A 17,880-nucleotide genomic window follows, 5' to 3' on the forward strand; every position below is an offset into this window, starting at 1 on the left:
GGACGGCTTTTCGTGGTGCGCCGATTGACTGTGCTTACTTTCTGCCGCCGGCCCGCTTCAGCATCGACTCGGCGTCTGCATACAGGCCTCGCGCGTCGGACCCATCGAGCCGGGTCGTCGTGCCGTTTGCGCTGCGCTCGTGCAATACCAGGGCGCCCTCGGCATCCCAGCCGGCGCGCTCGACCAGATTGGGTTTCTGCCCGCGCGCGGCGCTGCGCGATTGCACCACGACCCATGGCTTGTCGTTGCGGTAGGCGATTTCGGTACTGGTGAAGCCCTTGTTGCCGGCGTCCTCGAGTTCGCGCACGAACACCACCTTGCCACCCGTGTCGCGGAACACCTGCCAGCCGCGCGACATGCCGACTTTGCTCTGATCGCCTTGCGTGTACTTGAGCCCGCCGATGCGTGCCTTGAGCGCCTCGTAGCCGGCCAGCGCCTGCTCGCCGGCTGTCGGCAGCGGCTTCAGTTGCACGCTGATCTGTGCGGCGTTGCCACGTGTCAGCACCGGGTACTGAATCGGGGTGACGTACTTGCGCTGCGTATCGCTCATGCTGGCGCTGAGCACGTACAGATCGCTGCCATTGATCGCACCGGCCGCGAACGGCAGGCTGAAATCAACGGGCAGCGCGGTGACGGTCTGCGACTTGCTGGTGACCACCACGTTGGGTTGTTTGCTGACATCCACCAGTTCGAGCTTGAGATCGCCCTGGCCATCCAGCGCGGTGGTACCGAGCATGCTCACCGTGCCGCTGACCGCCGTGGGCGCGGCTGCGACCGTGGGCGTGGACGAGGAGCCGCTGCAGCCAGCGGCAAGCAAGATAGCCGCGATCAGCAGCGGCAAGGCATAGCGACGCATGGGAAACCTCTCTGGACATGAAAAAGGCCTTCCCGCGCTTGGCTCGCGGGGGCCACAAGTCAATCACTATAGCGCCCCGCGCGCGTGCTTGAAAACAAACGAAATTTTGACATCGCGATGCCGTGCGCGCCGTGCGCGCGACTCACGCGCCGCGCTTGCTGCCATCGATATCGACGAAGCGCAGGAACTCCAGGCGCGTGCTCGGGTTGTCGCGAAACGCGCCGCGCATGGTGCTGGTGACCATCGACACGCCGCGCTTGCGCACGCCGCGCGTGGTCATGCACTGGTGCTGCGCATCGACCACCACGGCCACGCCGCGCGGCGTCAGCACCGACTCGATGCAATCGGCAATTTCGGCGGTGAGTTTCTCCTGCACCTGGAAGCGCCGTGCGTAGGCATCGACCACGCGCGCCAGCTTGGAGATGCCCACCACGCGCCCGTTGGGCAGATAGCCCACGTGGGCACGCCCGATGATCGGCGCCATGTGGTGTTCGCAGTGGCTCTCGAAGGCGATGTCGCGCAGCACGATCAGCTCGTCGTAGCCGGCGACTTCCTCAAAAGTACGCTCCAGATAAGCCTTGGGGTCTTCGGCGTAACCCGAGAACCAGTCGCCATAGGCCTTGACCACGCGCTTGGGAGTTTCGATCAGGCCTTCGCGCGTGGGATCCTCGCCGGCCCAGCGCAGCAAGGTGCGCACGGCTTCCTCGGCGTGGGCGCGGGTGACGCCGTTGTGTTCGTCGTTGCCATGCATGGGCTTGCTCCACTGGCTTGAATCGAGAGTCTAAAGAGGTTTGGGCGCTGGCCACGCGTTGCACCGCGCCAGCGCGGCGGGTGTTGCCGTGCTGCCCACCATGCCCGTGGCGCTGACCAGGGTCCATGACCACGGCCAGATCATGGACCCTGGCGCATCATGGCCGCGTCATGCCGCGCGCTGCGTGTGCGTGCTCAGATCACCGTGGGCCCATCGCCGGCTTGCTCGGCATCGGCGGCATCCGCATCAAGGTTATCGCCATCAATGCCGAGCAGCGCGTGGCTGTCGCCGGGTTCGAGTGATTCGACGTCGCGCAATTTGCGCGTGATGGCACGGCTGCGCACGCCGGTCTTGTCGATCTCGGCGCTGGCCTGTTCCAGCCGTTTCCTGACGGTTTCCAGCACCGCGCTGAACTTGCCGAACTCGGTCTTGACCGCGCCCAGGATTTTCCATACCTCGCTGCTGCGCTTGGCGATGGCCAGGGTGCGGAAACCCATCTGCAGGCTGTTGAGCAGCGCGCTGAGCGTGGTGGGCCCGGCCACGGTGACGCGATGTTCGCGTTGCAGCGTCTCGAACAGTCCTGGGCGGCGGATGACTTCAGCATAGAGGCCTTCGGTCGGCAGGTAGAGCACGGCGAAATCGGTAGTGTGCGGTGGCGATACGTACTTGCCGTGGATGCGCTTGGCTTCCTCGCGCACGCGGGTTTCCAGCGCGCGGCCGGCGGCGTGGGCGGCCTCGGCGTCGGCGGCTTCCTGCGCGTCGAGCAGGCGCTGGTAATCCTCCACCGGAAACTTCGCGTCGATCGGCAGGTAGACATGCTCGCCTGCGCCCTGGCCGGGCATGCGGATGGCGAACTCGACGCGGTCGTTGCTGCCGGGCACGGTGACCACGTTGGAATCGTACTGCTCGGCTGCAAGCATGTCCTCCAGCAGCGCGCCCAGTTGCACTTCACCGAAGATGCCGCGCCGCTTCACATTGCCCAGCACGCGCTTGAGATCGCCCACGCCGGTGGCCAGTTCGCGCATCTCGCCGAGTCCTCGCTGCACGGCCTCCAGGCGTTCGGAAACCAGCGTGAAGGACTGGCCCAGGCGCTGTTCCAGCGTGGCCTGCAATTTTTCATCGACCGTGGCGCGCATCTGTTCGAGCTTGGCGTTGTTGTCGTCCTGCAGCGCCTTGAGGCGCGTCTCCAGCGTGGCGCGCAGCTCGCCCAGGCGTTGCTCGCCGGATTGCAGCAAGGCTTGCAATTCGACGCTGAGGCGCGCGCCGAGCTGCTGCTGCGCGACAGCTTGCTCGGCACGCGAATTGCGCGCCTCCTCGCCGAGCGTCTCGCGCAGCGTGGTCTGACTGCGCTGCAGGCGCTCATCCATTTGCCCCAGCCGCGTGGCGAAGGATTCCAGACGCAGATGCTGCTGCTGCGCCAGTGCAACGCCCTGTTCCTGCTGCTGCGCCTGCGCGCGCGCCAGCGCCTCGGACTGCTCGCGCCGCGCCGTGCGCAATTCTTCTCGCAGCGCGGCCTCGAGCCGTGCCAGCGTCTCGCGCTGCTCGTTCCAGCGCGCTTCACCCGCGGGATCGCGGCGCGCGCGCCGGCTCAGCAGCAGCGCCAGCAGCAGACCCAGCGCCAATAGCGCCAGCAGCACGCTTATCCACAGACCAGGATTCATTGCCATCTCCGCGCTCACTGCCGCCGCCAGTGCGCAGTTTAGGCTTTTGCCGATCGCAAACCTTGCGACGTCGCGGCGCTGCTAGGCTGATGCACGGGTCCATCGGGGGAATCTCATGCACAGCGCATCCGCAGTATTTTTGCTCGCAGCCTTGGGTTTGGTCACGGCGCCAGCGCTGGCGCGCCAGGCGGGTGCGTCGCCGCCGGATACCGTGCAGCGCGAAGCCGCCTGGCAGCAGCACGAACACATGGCGCAGGACTCGCTGTTCCGCGCCATGCACTGGAACAGCATCGGCCCGGTGGCGCAGGGTGGGCGCGTGGTGGCGCTGGCCGGCATGCCTGGTCAGCCGTATACGTTCTACGTGGCGTATGCCACCGGCGGGGTGTGGAAAACCACCGACAATGGCCAACACTTCACGCCCATCGGCGCCGGCTTGCCGACCGAAGTGATCGGCGCGATCGCGGTCGATCACGAGCATCCGCAAACCTTGTGGATAGGCACCGGCGAGGCCAACTCCTCGCGCTCGTCGTTCGGCGGCATGGGCGTGTTTCGCTCCGACGATGGCGGCAAGACCTTTCGCGCCGCGGGGCTGGCCAGCTCCGACCGCATCGCGCGCATCGTGATCGATCCCAAGGACAGCGACACGGTGTACGTGGCCGCGCTGGGCAAGCTCTATTCCACGGGCGGCGAGCGCGGCGTGTACCGCACGCGCGATGGCGGCAAGACCTGGCAACGCGTGCTGGCCGGCAGCACGCCGTGGACCGGGGCCATCGATCTGGCCATGGACCCGCGCGATCCCGACGTGCTCTACGCCGCGCTGTGGGACCGCCAGCGCAGCACCTGGAATTTTCGCGGCAACGGCCCCGGCTCGGGCCTGTGGAAAAGCAGCGACGGCGGCGATCATTGGACGCAACTGACGCGGGGCTTCCCCACGGGTAGCGAGGTTGGTCGCATCGGCATCGCCATCGCCGCCAGCAACCCGGACATCGTTTACGCCAGCGTGGATGACTGGGGTACGCTGCCGCCAGATCAGCGCGCGCTGGGTGACGCGCCGCTGTCCCCGGCGCGCCTCGCCAGCATGAGCAAGGCCGAGTTCCTGCGCCAGTCGCCGGATGCCATCGAGGCCTTCATCCGCGCCAACGATCTGCCCACCGATCTGACTGCCGAAAAACTCAGCGCCATGATCCGCGCCGGCAAGCTCAGCATGGAGCAACTGCGCGCGCGGCTGAAAGAGGCCGAAGCCGACCTGTTCGATACGGACCACATCGGCCTGGAGGTGTACCGTTCCAACGATGCCGGCGCGCACTGGGCACGCACCAACGAAAAGCCGCTGCGCGAGGTGTATTACACCTACGGTTACTACTTCGGCCAGGTCCGCGTCGCGCCCGATGATGCGCAGCGTGTGTATGTGCAGGGCATGCCGATGATCGTCTCCGACGATGGCGGCAAGACCTGGGCCGGGCTCAACGCGCCGAACATGCACGTGGACTACCACGACCTGCTGATCGACCCGGCGTTTCCGCGGCGCATGCTGGCGGCCACCGACGGCGGTCCCTACATCACGTACGACGGCGGCAGGCACTGGCAGGCGCTCAACGCGCAGGCCGTGGGACAGTTTTATTCGGTCAGCTATGACTTCGCCAAACCGTTCAACGTCTACGGTGGCCTGCAGGACAATGGCGTGATGATGGGTCCGTCCACGGCCGATCCAAACAATCCCGACGGCGACGGCTGGAAAGCCATCAACGGCGGCGATGGCATGGATGTACAGCCCGATCCGCGCGACAACGGCGTGGTGTATTCCGGCTACCAGTTCGGCTGGTACCAGCGCAGCGGGCCGCACGGCGTGCACGAGGTGCGCCCGCGCGCGCCGCTGGATGCGCCGCCGCTGCGCTTCAACTGGACCACGCCGATCGAGCTGTCACCACAGCAGCCGGATGTGCTGTATTTCGGCGCCAACTTTCTGTATCGCTCGTTGGATCGCGGCACACACTGGCAGGCGCTGGGGCCGGATCTCGCGCCCACGACAAAACACGGCAACGTCCCCTACGGCACCATCACCACGCTGGCCGAGTCCCCATTGCGCTTCGGTGTGCTGTGGGTGGGCACCGATACCGGTAAGGTGTGGACCAGCAACGACGGCGGCGTGCACTGGCGCGAGGTCGATGCGCAATTGCCCCGGCGCTGGGTCAGCCGCGTGGAGCCTTCGCACTTCGACGTGCGGCGCGCCTACGTGGCGCTCAACGGCTACCGCGACGACGACAGCAAGGCCTACCTGTATCGCACCGACGATGACGGCGCGCGCTGGACCGATATCGCGCGCGGCCTGCCCGCCGAGGCGATCCACGTGGTGCGCGAAGATCCGCACAACGCCGATGTGCTGTACGTGGGCACCGATCGCGGCGTATACGTGTCACTGGATCGCGGCGCGCACTGGCAATCGCTGCAGGCCAACCTGCCCACGGTGCCGGTGCACGATCTGGCCATCCAGCCGCGCGATCGCGTGCTCATCGCTGGTACCCACGGGCGCAGCGTGTGGACGCTCGACGTGCTGCCGATCGAGGATCTCACCGCGAGCCTGATGGCGCAGCCGCTGCACCTGTTCGCGGTCGCCGACATCAAGGCCGGGCGCGACTGGTGGCGGCGCGGCTCGCCGTGGTTCGACGAGCGTCGCGACGAACCACAACTGAGCGGCAGCTTCTGGGCGCGCAGCGCCGGCAGCGCCACGTTCACCGTGCTCGACGATGCCGGATTGCCGATCCAGCACTGGAGCGCGCCGGCCGTGCACGGCATGAACCTGTGGCGGTGGAATCTGTTGATGGACGGCAAGCTCGCGCTGGCGGCGGAAAATGCGCGGCTGGCGCGCGAACACCTCGCCCCGGCCACGGCCAACTGGTCGGCCATGCCCGTGCGCCAGGCGCTCGAACTCGGTCAACCACTGCGCCTGATGCCCGGCAAGTACACGCTGCGCGTGCAACTGGGCGATGCGCTCAGCACCTCGGCGTTCGAGGTGAAACCGCCGCCGCCGTTCAAGCCGCGTGTAACCCCACCGTGGACGCCGCGCACGCGTGATTTCTGGACGCGGCGCGCGCCCGGCCATGGCGATTCCGGCGTGGATGCCGCCGCGGCAGCGGAGCATCAGCGCGAAGCCGCGGGGGCTGGCCAGTGACACAGGCTTGGCAAATTCGTCCGGCACATGGATGTGCGCGCTCACATGCATACTGCCACTCGAGGCCCGGTTTTGCAGACTGATCAGGAGCCACGCGCGTCATGCTGATCCGCCTCGAATCGCGGCACCGACGGCTGGGGCCGCGCTGGGCCACGCTGCTGTTGACGCTGATCTGCGTGCTGGTGTACGCGGCGCTGACCCTGCAAGCGCCCGGGCAGCGGCTGGCGCTGCTGCTGGATTGGGGCAGTATTCCGCGAACCCTGCTGCAGCCGCCACCGGGTCCGTGGTGGCGGGTGCAGGGCAATGCCGCGCTGCATTTGTTGACCGCGCTGTTCATGCACGCCGATGTGCCGCATCTGGTCGGCAACATGGCGTTTCTGCTGATTTTCGGCTTGCCGGTGGAGCGCGCCATCGGCTCGCTGCGCCTGCTGCTGCTGTTCCTGATCGGCGGCATGCTGGCCAACTTCGCCGGCGCGCTCAGCCTGCCGCAGGCGGTGATGCCGATCATCGGCGCCAGCGGCGCGGTGTCCACGATCGTCGGCGCTTACCTCGTGCTGTTTCCGCGCGCGCATCTGGGCGTGGTGCTGCCGCTGGGCGCGTACCTGGAATTTCTGCGCGTGCCCGCGGCGCTGCTGATCGGATTGTGGGTGCTGCTGCAAGTCGTGTTCAGCCGTCTCGGACCCAGCTTCGGCGCCATCGCCTGGTGGGCGCATCTGGCCGGCTTCGCCTGCGGCCTGCTGGCCGGGCTGGCGCTGCGCCCGCAGGCGCGCGCGCGCCTGCGGCGCAGTTTGCGCTGAAATCGGTTACATCTCGGCGTGCACCATGCCGGTGGCGCTGGGCGGTGGCGGCGTGGCCTCCGCGAACACATCGCGCCAGGCCACGTACATGAGCACAGCGAAGTAGCTGTAGCTGAGCGCCATGAACAACACCAGCAACGCCAGGCGCCACCAGCCGCCCAGCGCGGCACCTGCGGCGACCAGCGCGGTCAGCAACACGCTGATCGCCAGCGCCAGCGCGATCAGCCCCAGCAGCATCAGCGCGAGGGCGCCGAGGTTGTGCCACACCGCGCGCAGGCTCTGGCCCATGGCGGCAAAACCGCCTTGCTGGCGCAGGATCACTTGCGGCACCGCGAAAAATGTCAGGGCGGTATTCAACAGTGCGCCGGCGAGCACGATCACCAGCAGCGGCAGTGCGTGCGCGCGCAGCAGCGCAAGCATGGCGGTCGGATCGGATTGCAGCGCCTGCAGTTTGGCCGGGTTATCACCGTGCGTGCCCAGCACGATGCTGGAAAATGCGATTGCGACCAGAAACAACAAGCCGAATTGTGGCAGGCACAACGCCACCAGGCTGGGCAGGCGATGGCTGCCATCGAAGCCCTTGAACAGCATGCCAGGGCCGGGGCGCGTGCCTTGCGCCGCCTGCGCCGCGGCATAGACGATGCCGGCCAGCAGCGCGGGACCCAGCAGCAGGATCACGATGGTGCCCAGGTAGGGGATCTGCGAGATCAGCACCAGCAGCAGGCCCAGCATGAAAAACACCGTGAAGTGACGGCCGAACAGGCGCAGCGCCGTGGCGATCCACTGGATGCCTTGCGAGGCGGTAACTTTGCGCATGTGCAGACACACTCGATGATGCCGCTCGCTGCGGCGGAGGGATGCTAGCACCGGCCCCCGGCGCGTCCGCGCGCTGGAGCCGGGTCGATGTACGCAGGTCGTCAAGCGGCCTGGCGCGCCATGGCCGCAATCTCGGTGCGGCACAAGCGTCCGAAGCCGCGCAGCAGGCGTCGCGCCCACGGTGTGGGGCGCACCTCATGCAGCAACGCATCGAGGTCGTAACCCTCGGCGCGCAAATCCGCGGCACGGCGCATGATCAACGCGCGCATCACCGCGGTGCTGAACTCGGGATGGAATTGCGTGCTGAACGCACGTGCGCCGTAGGCCAGGATGTGGTGCGCATCGTGCGCCGAGCGCGCCAGTACGCGCGCGGTGCGCGGTGCCTCCAGCACCGATTGCCGGTGCGTGGTGTGCGCGGGGAAATGCGCGGGCAGGGGCGCCAGCGCGCGCAGCGCGGCGTCCGCCGCCAGCAGTTCGATCGTTTGCGTGCCGATCTCGCGGCCCTGGGGGTGGTAGTCCACGCGCCCGCCCAGCGCGTGCGCCAGCAGGTGATGGCCATAACACACGCCGAACAGCGGCAGGTCCGCGTCCACGGCCGCACGCAGCCAGCCTGCGGTGCGCTCGCTCCAGTCGCTGCGTGCGCTGACCATGGCCGCCGAGCCGGTGATCACCGCGCCGGCGATATCGCGTGGCGCTGGCAATGGCTCATCACGATCGACCTGCACCACCCGCGCTTGCGCACGCGGCCAGCGCAGGGCGTGCAGAAACCAGTCGGCGTAGTCGCCGTGGCGCGCGCGAATTTCAGGCGGCGGCGTGCCAGTCGACACGATCATCAGTGGGCGCATGCAAGATCCTTCACCCACGGCTGCCGCGGGCAATGCGGCGCATTGTAGCCAGCGCTTCCGGCACAATCCCAACCTGGCCTGACTCCGGCACCTTCATGCATACCCAACGTCTGTGGCTGCGCGCCCAGCAACACATCGCCGATGGTCATCTCGACGCTGCGGCCAGCAATCTGCAGGCGCTGCTCGAACGCGAACCGCGCAACGCGCAGGCACGCATGCTGCTGTCCAGCGTGGCGCTGGGGCGGGGCCAGTTGCGGCAGGGTTGCGCCGAGGCGGTCGCAGCGGCGCAGGCGCTGCCGGACGATGCGGAGATGGTCGCCACCGTGGCCATGTGCCTGTTTCGCGTCGGCGAAACCGTGGCCACGCGGCAATGCATGCAGCATCCGGCCATCGCCAGAACGCGCGACGGCGCAGCGCTGGCGCGTCTGGCGCACGTGTGGCAGATGCTGGGCGAGCACGCTTCAGCGCTGGCGCTGATGGATCGCGCCAGGGCGCTGGGCTTCGACAATCCCGAGTTTCGCTACTTCCGCGCGCTGCAATTGCAGTTCAACGGTCGCCTGCACGAGGCCGAGCGCGAAATCGAGGATTGCCTGCGACTAGGCCCCACGCACGGCCGCGCCTCGCTCACGCTGGCGCGTCTGCACCGGCAGAGCGCGCAACACCACCATCTCGATTACATCGCGCGGCAATTGTCGCGCGTCGAGCCGGGCAGCGAGGATCACGCCGCGTTCGAGTTCGCGCGCTACAAGGAGCTGGAAGACCTCGGGCGCTTCGACGAGGCATGGTCGGCGCTGCTGCGCGGCAACGCCATCATGGCCGCGCGCAATCCGCACGATGCCACGCTGGAACAGCGCCTGTTCGCGCGCCTGCAGCAGCACTGCACACCGGCATTTCTTGCCGAGCTGGCCAGCGACAACGACACTACGCCGCAACCGATTTTCGTGCTCGGCCTGCCGCGCTCAGGCACCACGTTGCTGGAGCGCTTGCTGGGCAAGCACACAGCCATCGCCGTGCCTGGCGAGCTGCCGGATTTTCCGCGCCAGTTGCGCTGGTGCGCCGATGTGCACGGCGTCAGTCTGCTGGACGAGCGCGTGCTGGATCGGCTCGATGTCATCGACTACGCGCAACTGGGCCAGCGCTATCTCGCGCAAACGCAGTGGCACGCTGGCGCGCAGCCGCGTTACGTCGACAAGCTGCCGTCCAACTACATGCTGGCCGGGCTGATCCACAAGGCGCTGCCGCGCGCGCCGATCCTGCACTTGGTGCGCGCGCCGCTGGACGTGTGTTTCTCCAACTACCGCGCGCTGTTCGGCGATGCGCACAACTACAGTTACAGCCTCGATGACATGGCCGCGCACTACCATCGCTATCGCGCGCTGATGGCGCACTGGCACGCCGCCATGCCGGGGGTGATTCTTGATGTCGATTACGCCGTGCTGGTCAACGACACCGAGGCCGTGATGCGTCGCGTGCTGGCGCATTGCGGCCTGCCCTTCGATGCCGCCTGCACCGAGTCCACCGGCGCCAACGCGCCGGTGTCCACGCTCAGCAGCGCGCAAGTGCGCGAGCCCATCCACCGCCGCGGTGTGGATGCATGGCGCCGCTATGAATCGCAGCTCGCGCCGCTGCGTGCGGCGCTGGCTGATCTGCTGTAACGCGGGTGCGACCTCGAAGTACGGCGCCGACTCGGCTGCCGCGTGATGACCCAGCGCCTTCAGAATTCGTCATTGCCGAGCGCTGGCATAGCGCACCAAAAAAGCCGGCCCCCACGGGCCGGCTGTATACGATCGCGATGTTGCTTGGAATTACTTCTTGCCGGCGCCGAAGCGCACGTTGAACTCCAGCCAGTAGGCCCGGCCGAACGCGTTGTAGTTGAACACGTTGTAGTAAGGCCAGCCGATCCATGTGTTGTCGCGCGGTGGCATCGAGTTGCGGATGTTGTTGACGATGAACCCGACGCGTGCGTTCTCGCCGATGCGGTACTCAATGCTGCCGTTGTAAAGAATCCACGGTGCGACCGTGCCGGCACCCTTGGCCGCGTACCCCGTGGTGTTGACCTGGGCGGTGTAGTTGGGCGTTGCCCCATAACGGATGCCGTAGAGCGTGCTGGTCCAGTTGCCGATATCCCAGGTCAGATTGCTGCTGAAGATCGACTTGTACTCGCTGGAGTAATAGGGGTTGCGCAGCAGATCGATATCCGGGTCGCCCGCATACTGCTGGTAGGTGTGCTTGAGCGTCACGTTGTATTGCGCCCCCAGGCCGAAATCACCCCAGCGCCCCGCGTCCCAGCGGTAATTGGCCGAGGCCACGATGCCGGCGACCATCTCCTTGGAGACATTGATCGGCTTCACCGTGATGCCCAGCAGGTTGTACGGCAACGGACCGGTCGCCGGCGCGCGCTGCACCTGCGAAATAGCCGCCTGGCAGGTGGGCGAGTTGATATCAAGCTGGCCCAGCAGGCAGGCCGAGTCGTCTTTCATCAACTGGTCCACGCTCTGGTAACTGACTTCATTGTCGATCTTGATGTTGTAGTAATCAGCTTTGAAATCGAGCTTGCTGGTTGGCGACCACACCACGCCAAAACCATAGGACTTGGCGGTGATCGACTTGAGGTCCGGATTGCCCAACTGCGTGCCTTTGTACTGCACGCCCGTATAGGTGCACTGGTCGATCGGGACACCTGGTTCGAGCACCGCGCAGCGATAGTAGTCGGTGGTGGTGCTGTAAAAGCCGCTGGGGCCGATGAATGCGTAGCCGAGATCTGGCGCGCGGAACGCCGTGGCGAAGTTGCCGCGGAACAGCAACGATTCGATCGGCCGGAACTCGAGGCCCACCTTGTAGGTGGCCTTGCTGTCCGCGCCGCCATTGATATTCTTGTAATGATCGTAGCGGCCGGACAGGTCGGCGGTGAGCATGCTGAAGATCGGCACCTTGAACTCCAGCGCGGCGGCGTAGTTGTCGCGCTTGCCCGCACCCGAGGAGCCCGTGATGCCCCAGAAGTCACCAGCCACCAAACGTGGATCGGCTGGCAGGCTCCACGATGAATTGCCTGCCTGCAGCACGCCCGCCACGCCCACCGGCCCCGCCGGCAGATCGAACAGGTTGGTGTTGGTCACCTGCAGATTGAGGTTCTGGGTGTAGGTTTCGGATTGGGTATTGATCACCCCGGTGAAGCTCTGGTACTGCGCCGGCGTGACGCCCTGGTAGAACTTGCTGTAGTCAGGTGCATACACCGGATAGCCATAGTACGTGCCAAGGTTCGGGCCGAGGAATTGGCTCTCGAAAAAGGCATCGACCTTGGCGCCCAGGGTGCGGCGTTGCTGGCTGGAAAGGTTGTACTGCGAGCGCGCGAAATAGGCGTCGTAGGCCCAGTCGGACTGGCCCACGGTGCCGCGCACACCTCCGCTAAAGCTGTAGGCCCGCGACCACAAACGCTCCGCGCTGACATCCAGCCCGCCCATTTCCTCGGGCGCGAAGGTCTGCTGCACGAGATCAAAGCTGCCGGTATTGGCGTTGACGAAATAGTTGCCGGTGTTGGCGCCCCACCAGGTGTAGCTCGGTCCGGCGTAAGTCTTGCTCTTGACGAAGGAATACAACAGGGTGCCGTAGACTTGCGTCGTATCGTTGATGCGGTAATCGGCGTTCAAGTAGCCGCTGTAGGACGTGCTCGGATTTTGCAAGGTGGCGTAGCCGACACTCTCCTTGCTGCCGCAGTAGTAACCGGCGCCTTTCCGGTACTGGTAGCTCATGGTGCCGCCGAACTGATTGGCGATGGGTGCGCAGGGGTTGGCCCCGGCCAGGCTCACCGGATCCACATACGGTGGATGCGCTCCGTAGCGCAACACCAGATAGTTGCGTGGTGAATAGCGCGCGTTGGGGTTGGGATTGCTGTTGGTGCTACTCGAGATCGGCCGCTGGAAGCCCCAGATCGGCTGGGTGTCGCTGATCTGCAGGCCATACACCATGTTGAGCTTGTCGGTGTTGTAGCCACCGACCAACTGCAGGCGCTGGTTGCTACCGCCGCCATCCGAGGTGCCGCCGGCGCGATAGTCCAGCGTGACGCCCTCGACGTGTTGCTTGAGCACGATGTTGACCACGCCGGCGATGGCCGAGGAACCGTAGATCGAGGACTGGTTGCCGGGCAGGATGTCGATGTGATCGACCATCGCCATCGGCACCGTGGACAGATCAACGAAGTTGGACTGGCCGTTGTACAGCAGCGGGTAGTCCGCCATCGGCCTGCCGTTGATCAGGAACAACGTGAACCCCGGCGACAGTCCCAGCAGGCTGATGGTCTTGGCGCCGGGCGTAAATCCGGCCGAGAACTGACTGTCCTGCACCGCGCCGGTGGCCAGTGGCTGCGCGCGCAGGGCGTCGTAGACGTTGCTGAAACCTTCGCGCTGCATCTGCGCCGCGGTGATGGTGATCACCGGCGAGGCGGTTTCGATCTGTGCCTGCGGGATCAGCGAGCCGGTGACGACAACCTTGTCGAGCTGCTTGCCTTCCTTGCGCGCGCTCTCGATTTCCCGGTCCTGCTTCTGCGCGTCCTGATCCTGCGCCAGCGCCGAACCCATCGGCATGAACAAAGCGGTGGCGATGGCCGCCACGAGGAACTTGTGCTTCATGGTGATCCCCTTCGAATACAGTTTTGGCAACGGCGCCGCCGCCACCCCCATTCGCAACGCGGCTCCCCTCTGGCTGCGAAGCAAGCTCGTATCACACGAACATTACGTAACCGTAAAGTCACCGGAATAGTACTGTCAAGGCCCTTTGGTAATGGCCTTGTTTACGGGTTACATGGATGCGCGTAGGCCGTCGTGTTCATCGCGCGCTGATGGAGCGCATCAAAGATGCGTGCTGCGCCCACCATCGACCGGCAGCACGCTGCCGGTGACATAGCGCGCGCTGGCCAGATAGCGCACGGCTTGCGCGACATCGGCGGGGCTGCCGATATGACCCAGCGCGGTGCCGCGTGCGAGCAGGGCATCGGTTTCGCCGCGCTGCGGATCCTCGGCCCACAGCACCGTGCCCGGCGCCACGGCATTGACGCGGATACCCTCGCTGCCGAACGCGCGCGCCAGCGCCTGCACCAGCATGGCACCGGCGGCGCGGCTGATGCTGTAGGCCTCGTAGCCGGGCAGCGGGTGCTGCGCGTACACATCCAGGATCACCACGACGGCGGCATCGCCGCGTGCATTCACCGCCGCGGCCAGCAACGGTCGCAGACGCAGGGCCAGGTCCCAGCTGGCGACGAGGTTTACCTCGAGGAATGCGCGTAGCTCGGCATTGCGCAGCTCCGGCGCGGCGGCGAGGTCACTGCGCGCATAGCGCGAGGCGTTGCACACCAGCAGATCCAGCGGCCCCGTGCCCAGCGCATCGGCCAGTCGCGCGCGCGCGGACTCATCGCCCAGTTCACCGGTGAGGATCTGCGCGCTGTGTGCGCGTGTCGTGTTGAACTGCGCGGCCAGCGCCTCGGCGTCGGCGTGCGAACGCCGCGCATGCAACAGCAATTCGTGGTCGGTATGCAACTGGCGCGCGATCTCGGCGCCGACGCGGCGCGTGGCGCCGGTGATCAGGGCTCGTGGCGGAGTATCCATGGACATCCCTGCACTGGGCTATGCGCCGAGAGTATGGCGCGACAGCGGAAGTCCGGCGTGTGCTACAGCCGCGAAAAGTCGGCAACGGTAGCGAAGACACGCTGGAACTCGGCAAGAATTGCCAAACGGTTCCGGCGGATTGCAGGATCTTCGACGACTATCATCACCCGCTCGAAATAGTCGTCGATGGCTGCGAGCAGACTCGACGGATCAAACGGCGCGAAAAACGCCGGAACCAACTGGAACAGATCCACACGGGCCGGAATCGCAAGAGCTTCACCATAGTCGTGTCTGCGGACGGCTTGGTCGATTCTGTCGCGAGCGATTTGCAGCGCGAGCACCATGGTTTTCTCGGAAGGCACCTGAATCAGTGATTGGTCAATGTTTGCGGCTGGGGACTCGCCGAGTTCAGTCTGCTTGCGCAGGATGTTGCCAACGCGCTTGTTGGCCGCGACCAGCGCGGCGCATTCCGGTATCCGGGTGAAGGCAGCCAGCGCGCGCAGCCGGCGGTCGAAGTCCACCAGGCTGGATGGCGCCACCGCCAGCACCGCCTCGAACACACCGGCGGCGATGCCCTGCTCGGCGTAGTAGCCGCGCAGGCGCTCGACGATGAAGCGCTCGATCTCCTCGGCCAGCGCCGCGCGGCGCGCGCCAGCATCCAGCGCCGTCGCAATCTTGGCCGCCTTCAGACCCGCGGCCAGCGCCGCCTCGGGGATGGCATCCAGCGCCTCCAGCAGCAGGCCGCGCGTATCCAGTTGCAGGCCGCCCTCGATCAGCGTGCGCGCCAGGCCCAGCGCGGCGCGGCGCAGGGCATACGGATCCTTGGCGCCGCCGGGTTTGCTGCCGATGGCGAACAATCCGGCCAGCGTGTCGGCGCGCTCGGCCACGGCCAGCACGCGGCCCAGCGTGCTGCTGGCGATGGCGTCGCCTGCGCCGCGCGGCATGTACACCTCGTCCAGCGCGCGCGCGATCTCGGGCGACTCATCCTGCGCCAGCGCGTAGGTGCGGCCCATGATGCCCTGCAGCTCGGGGAACTCGCCGACCATGCGCGTGAGCAGATCGCACTTGGCCAGACTGGCGGCCTGCGCGGCCTGCGCGGCATCGGCGCCGACGCGGTTGGCGATGACGCGCGCCAGTTCGGCGACACGCAGGCTCTTGTCCCACAGGCTGCCCAGCGCGGGCTGGTCCACGACCGCGGCCAGAGCTTTCTGATGCGTAGCCAGCGGGGTTTTCAAATCCTCGTCGAAGAAAAACTTCGCATCGGCGAAGCGCGGGCGAATCACGCGCTCGTAGCCGTGGCGGATCTGCGTCTCGTCCCGACTTTCGATATTGGCCACGCCGATGAAGCGCGGCAGCAGGTGGCCATGACCATCGAGCAGTGGCACGAATTTCTGGTTGGCGACCATGGTGCTGATCAGCACTTCCTGCGGCACCGCCAGGAAGGCTTCGTCGAAACTGCAGCCGATGGCTACAGGCCACTCGGTGAGATTGGCGATCTGATCGAGTAGCGCGTCATCCATCTGCGGCATGCCGCCGAGCTGCGCCGCCACGCGCGCCACATCGCCGCGGATGTGTTCACGGCGCGCGCCCGGATCGGCGATCACCTTGGCCGCGCGCAGCGCCTCCGCGTAGGCATCGGCGTCGGTGATCCACACCGGTTTGTCGGCCATGAAGCGGTGTCCGCGCGAATGCCGCGTGCCGCGGATGCCGAACAGCTCGGCCTCGATCACCTGATCGCCATGCAGAACCACCAACCAGTGCAGCGGGCGCACGAAGCTCCATGCGTGATTGCCCCAGCGCATCGGTTTGGCGATGGGCAAGGCCTTGATGGCTTCGGCGAGGATTTCCGGCAGCAACACCGCCAGCGGCTGGCCGACGCGTTGCGTCACGTGCACAAAGCGTTCGCCCTTGTCGGTGACCTCGCGCGTCAGCGCCGCGACATCCACGCCCTGCTTGGCGGCGAAACCGCGCAGCGCTGGCGTGGGCAGGCCCTCGGCATCCAGCGCCGCGGCCAGCGCCGGCCCCAGCGCGCGCGATTCGCCATCGGCCTGCTGCGCGGCCACCGCCGGCAGATGCACCGCCAGTCGCCGCGGCGTGCAGTAGTGCCGCGCGTCGCCCAGCGCGAAGCCACGCGCCGACAACCCGGCGTGCACGGCCGCGGCCAGTGCGCGCGCCAGCGTATCCACCGCGCCGATCGGCAGTTCCTCGGTGCCCAGTTCGATCAGCAGGGGTTGGGCGTTACTCATGGGCGCAAACACTCAGTAAAAGCTGTGCGCAGCGGCGTGCGCATGCGCACTCGCGCTGCGTGTACCCTCACCCGCCCCCGCGGGGCACCCTCTCCCGGTGGGAGCGGGGCCGCAGGATTATTCCCCACCGGGAGACGACCAACGGAAGTCTCCAAGGGAGGGGCAGGGGTGAGGGTTCGGTTCGCCGCGCGCGTATTCATGCGGAGTGCTCGTTGCCAACTGCCGCGCGCTGCAGCCCCGGAAAGCCAAGCCTTGCGCGCTGTGCCACATATTCATTCGCGACAAGCCACGCCAGCGCGCGCACGCGCAAAATGGTGCGCTGACGCTCGCTCACGCTGATCGCGCGACGCGCATCCAGCAGATTAAAGCTGTGGCTGGCCTTGCACACCTGCTCGTAGGCCGGCAGCGGCAGGCCCAGCACGATGAGATTTTTCGCCTCGGCCTCGCAGGCATCGAAGCGATGGCGCAGCTCGTCCACATCGGCGTGCTCGAAGTTGTAGGCGCTCTGCTCGACCTCGTTCTGGTGGAACACATCGCCATAGGTCACGGTGCCATGCGGCGCCACCGTCCACACCAGATCGAACACGTTGTCCACGTTTTGCAGGTACATGCCCAGGCGTTCCAGCCCGTAGGTGATCTCGCCCAGCACAGGCCGGCATTCGAGGCCGCCGGCCTGTTGGAAGTAGGTGAACTGGGTCACTTCCATGCCGTTGAGCCACACCTCCCAGCCCAGACCCCAGGCGCCCAGCGTGGGCGATTCCCAGTTGTCCTCGACGAAGCGCAGATCATGCACCAGCGGGTCGATGCCCAGCGCCTTGAGCGAGCCGATGTAGCGCTCGAGGATGTCGTCCGGGTTGGGCTTCATCACGACTTGATACTGGTAGTAGTGCTGCAGGCGGTTGGGGTTCTCGCCATAGCGGCCGTCGGCGGGCCGACGCGAGGGCTGCACATAGGCCGCCGCCCAGGGCTCCGGCCCCAGCGCGCGCAGGAACGTGGCCGGATGAAACGTGCCGGCGCCGACCTCGGTATCGAACGGCTGGATCAGCACGCAGCCCTGCTCCGCCCAGTAGCGGTTGAGGGTCTGGATGACATCCTGGAAACTGAGGCCCGACATGGCGGCTCCGGAGGCGCGCGCAAAGCGG

Annotated in this window: 12 protein-coding genes; 3 read left to right on the top strand and 9 right to left on the bottom strand. The window is 66.5% G+C overall.

Annotated features, from left to right (window positions below; translation table 11 throughout):
- Positions 1-34: 34 nt before the first annotated feature.
- The 3 genes from ACYDAT_RS00850 to ACYDAT_RS00860 all read right to left on the bottom strand — a co-directional run bounded on the left by ACYDAT_RS00850 (position 35) and on the right by ACYDAT_RS00860 (position 3,274).
- Positions 35-856, bottom strand: coding sequence for a YbaY family lipoprotein (locus ACYDAT_RS00850; protein WP_461439333.1), 822 nt, complete (start codon positions 854-856; stop codon positions 35-37).
- A gap of 142 nt (positions 857-998) precedes the next feature.
- Entirely contained in the window at positions 999-1,607 is a 609-nt protein-coding gene (folE, locus tag ACYDAT_RS00855) for a GTP cyclohydrolase I FolE (protein ID WP_461439334.1), read from the bottom strand.
- A gap of 194 nt (positions 1,608-1,801) precedes the next feature.
- Positions 1,802-3,274: a DNA recombination protein RmuC gene (locus tag ACYDAT_RS00860; RefSeq protein WP_461439335.1), complete on the bottom strand. Its 1,473-nt coding sequence runs from the start codon at positions 3,272-3,274 to the stop codon at positions 1,802-1,804.
- A 109-nt stretch (positions 3,275-3,383) separates the two neighbouring features.
- Between ACYDAT_RS00860 and ACYDAT_RS00865 the strand changes: the two genes are divergently transcribed.
- Entirely contained in the window at positions 3,384-6,437 is a 3,054-nt protein-coding gene (locus ACYDAT_RS00865; protein WP_461448215.1) for a WD40/YVTN/BNR-like repeat-containing protein, read from the top strand.
- A 101-nt stretch (positions 6,438-6,538) separates the two neighbouring features.
- On the top strand, positions 6,539-7,234 hold the full coding sequence (locus tag ACYDAT_RS00870; RefSeq protein ID WP_461448216.1) for a rhomboid family intramembrane serine protease: 696 nt from the start codon (positions 6,539-6,541) through the stop codon (positions 7,232-7,234).
- Positions 7,235-7,240: 6 nt separating this feature from the next.
- Here ACYDAT_RS00870 and ACYDAT_RS00875 read toward each other — a convergent pair whose 3' ends face one another.
- Complete coding sequence (locus ACYDAT_RS00875) at positions 7,241-8,050, bottom strand: BPSS1780 family membrane protein (RefSeq protein WP_461448217.1); 810 nt, start codon at positions 8,048-8,050, stop codon at positions 7,241-7,243.
- A gap of 101 nt (positions 8,051-8,151) precedes the next feature.
- A complete protein-coding gene (locus ACYDAT_RS00880) occupies positions 8,152-8,895 on the bottom strand; it encodes a glutamine amidotransferase (RefSeq protein ID WP_461448218.1) in 744 nt (247 codons plus the stop codon).
- 95 nt (positions 8,896-8,990) lie between these two features.
- Here ACYDAT_RS00880 and ACYDAT_RS00885 point away from each other — a divergent pair, with 95 nt between their 5' ends.
- Positions 8,991-10,550 (top strand): tetratricopeptide repeat-containing sulfotransferase family protein, encoded by a 1,560-nt coding sequence (locus ACYDAT_RS00885; RefSeq protein WP_461448219.1) that lies wholly within the window; start codon positions 8,991-8,993, stop codon positions 10,548-10,550.
- A gap of 150 nt (positions 10,551-10,700) precedes the next feature.
- Here the strand turns inward: ACYDAT_RS00885 and ACYDAT_RS00890 are convergent, their stop codons facing one another.
- The 4 genes from ACYDAT_RS00890 to glyQ form a co-directional block, all read right to left on the bottom strand.
- Positions 10,701-13,469 (bottom strand): TonB-dependent receptor domain-containing protein, encoded by a 2,769-nt coding sequence (locus tag ACYDAT_RS00890; RefSeq protein ID WP_461448269.1) that lies wholly within the window; start codon positions 13,467-13,469, stop codon positions 10,701-10,703.
- A gap of 270 nt (positions 13,470-13,739) precedes the next feature.
- A complete protein-coding gene (locus ACYDAT_RS00895; RefSeq protein ID WP_461448220.1) occupies positions 13,740-14,492 on the bottom strand; it encodes an SDR family oxidoreductase in 753 nt (250 codons plus the stop codon).
- A gap of 62 nt (positions 14,493-14,554) precedes the next feature.
- Entirely contained in the window at positions 14,555-16,738 is a 2,184-nt protein-coding gene (gene glyS, locus ACYDAT_RS00900; RefSeq protein WP_461448221.1) for a glycine--tRNA ligase subunit beta, read from the bottom strand.
- Between the two features lie 196 nt (positions 16,739-16,934).
- Positions 16,935-17,852 carry a glycine--tRNA ligase subunit alpha gene (glyQ, locus tag ACYDAT_RS00905; RefSeq protein WP_461439637.1) on the bottom strand — a complete coding sequence of 306 codons (918 nt, stop codon included), beginning with the start codon at positions 17,850-17,852 and terminating at the stop codon, positions 16,935-16,937.
- Between the last annotated feature and the right edge of the window lie 28 nt (positions 17,853-17,880).

The sequence above is a fragment of the Metallibacterium sp. genome (assembly GCF_054637675.1).

Bases quoted from the DNA above. Each gene is read 5' to 3' on its own strand.
- ACYDAT_RS00850 (WP_461439333.1), bottom strand. From the start codon at position 856: ATGCGTCGCTATGCCTTGCCGCTGCTGATCGCGGCTATCTTGCTTGCC.
- folE (WP_461439334.1), bottom strand. From the start codon at position 1,607: ATGCATGGCAACGACGAACACAACGGCGTCACCCGCGCCCACGCCGAG.
- ACYDAT_RS00860 (WP_461439335.1), bottom strand. From the start codon at position 3,274: ATGGCAATGAATCCTGGTCTGTGGATAAGCGTGCTGCTGGCGCTATTG.
- ACYDAT_RS00865 (WP_461448215.1), top strand. From the start codon at position 3,384: ATGCACAGCGCATCCGCAGTATTTTTGCTCGCAGCCTTGGGTTTGGTC.
- ACYDAT_RS00870 (WP_461448216.1), top strand. From the start codon at position 6,539: ATGCTGATCCGCCTCGAATCGCGGCACCGACGGCTGGGGCCGCGCTGG.
- ACYDAT_RS00875 (WP_461448217.1), bottom strand. From the start codon at position 8,050: ATGCGCAAAGTTACCGCCTCGCAAGGCATCCAGTGGATCGCCACGGCG.
- ACYDAT_RS00880 (WP_461448218.1), bottom strand. From the start codon at position 8,895: ATGCGCCCACTGATGATCGTGTCGACTGGCACGCCGCCGCCTGAAATT.
- ACYDAT_RS00885 (WP_461448219.1), top strand. From the start codon at position 8,991: ATGCATACCCAACGTCTGTGGCTGCGCGCCCAGCAACACATCGCCGAT.
- ACYDAT_RS00890 (WP_461448269.1), bottom strand. From the start codon at position 13,469: ATGGGTTCGGCGCTGGCGCAGGATCAGGACGCGCAGAAGCAGGACCGG.
- ACYDAT_RS00895 (WP_461448220.1), bottom strand. From the start codon at position 14,492: ATGGATACTCCGCCACGAGCCCTGATCACCGGCGCCACGCGCCGCGTC.
- glyS (WP_461448221.1), bottom strand. From the start codon at position 16,738: ATGAGTAACGCCCAACCCCTGCTGATCGAACTGGGCACCGAGGAACTG.
- glyQ (WP_461439637.1), bottom strand. From the start codon at position 17,852: ATGTCGGGCCTCAGTTTCCAGGATGTCATCCAGACCCTCAACCGCTAC.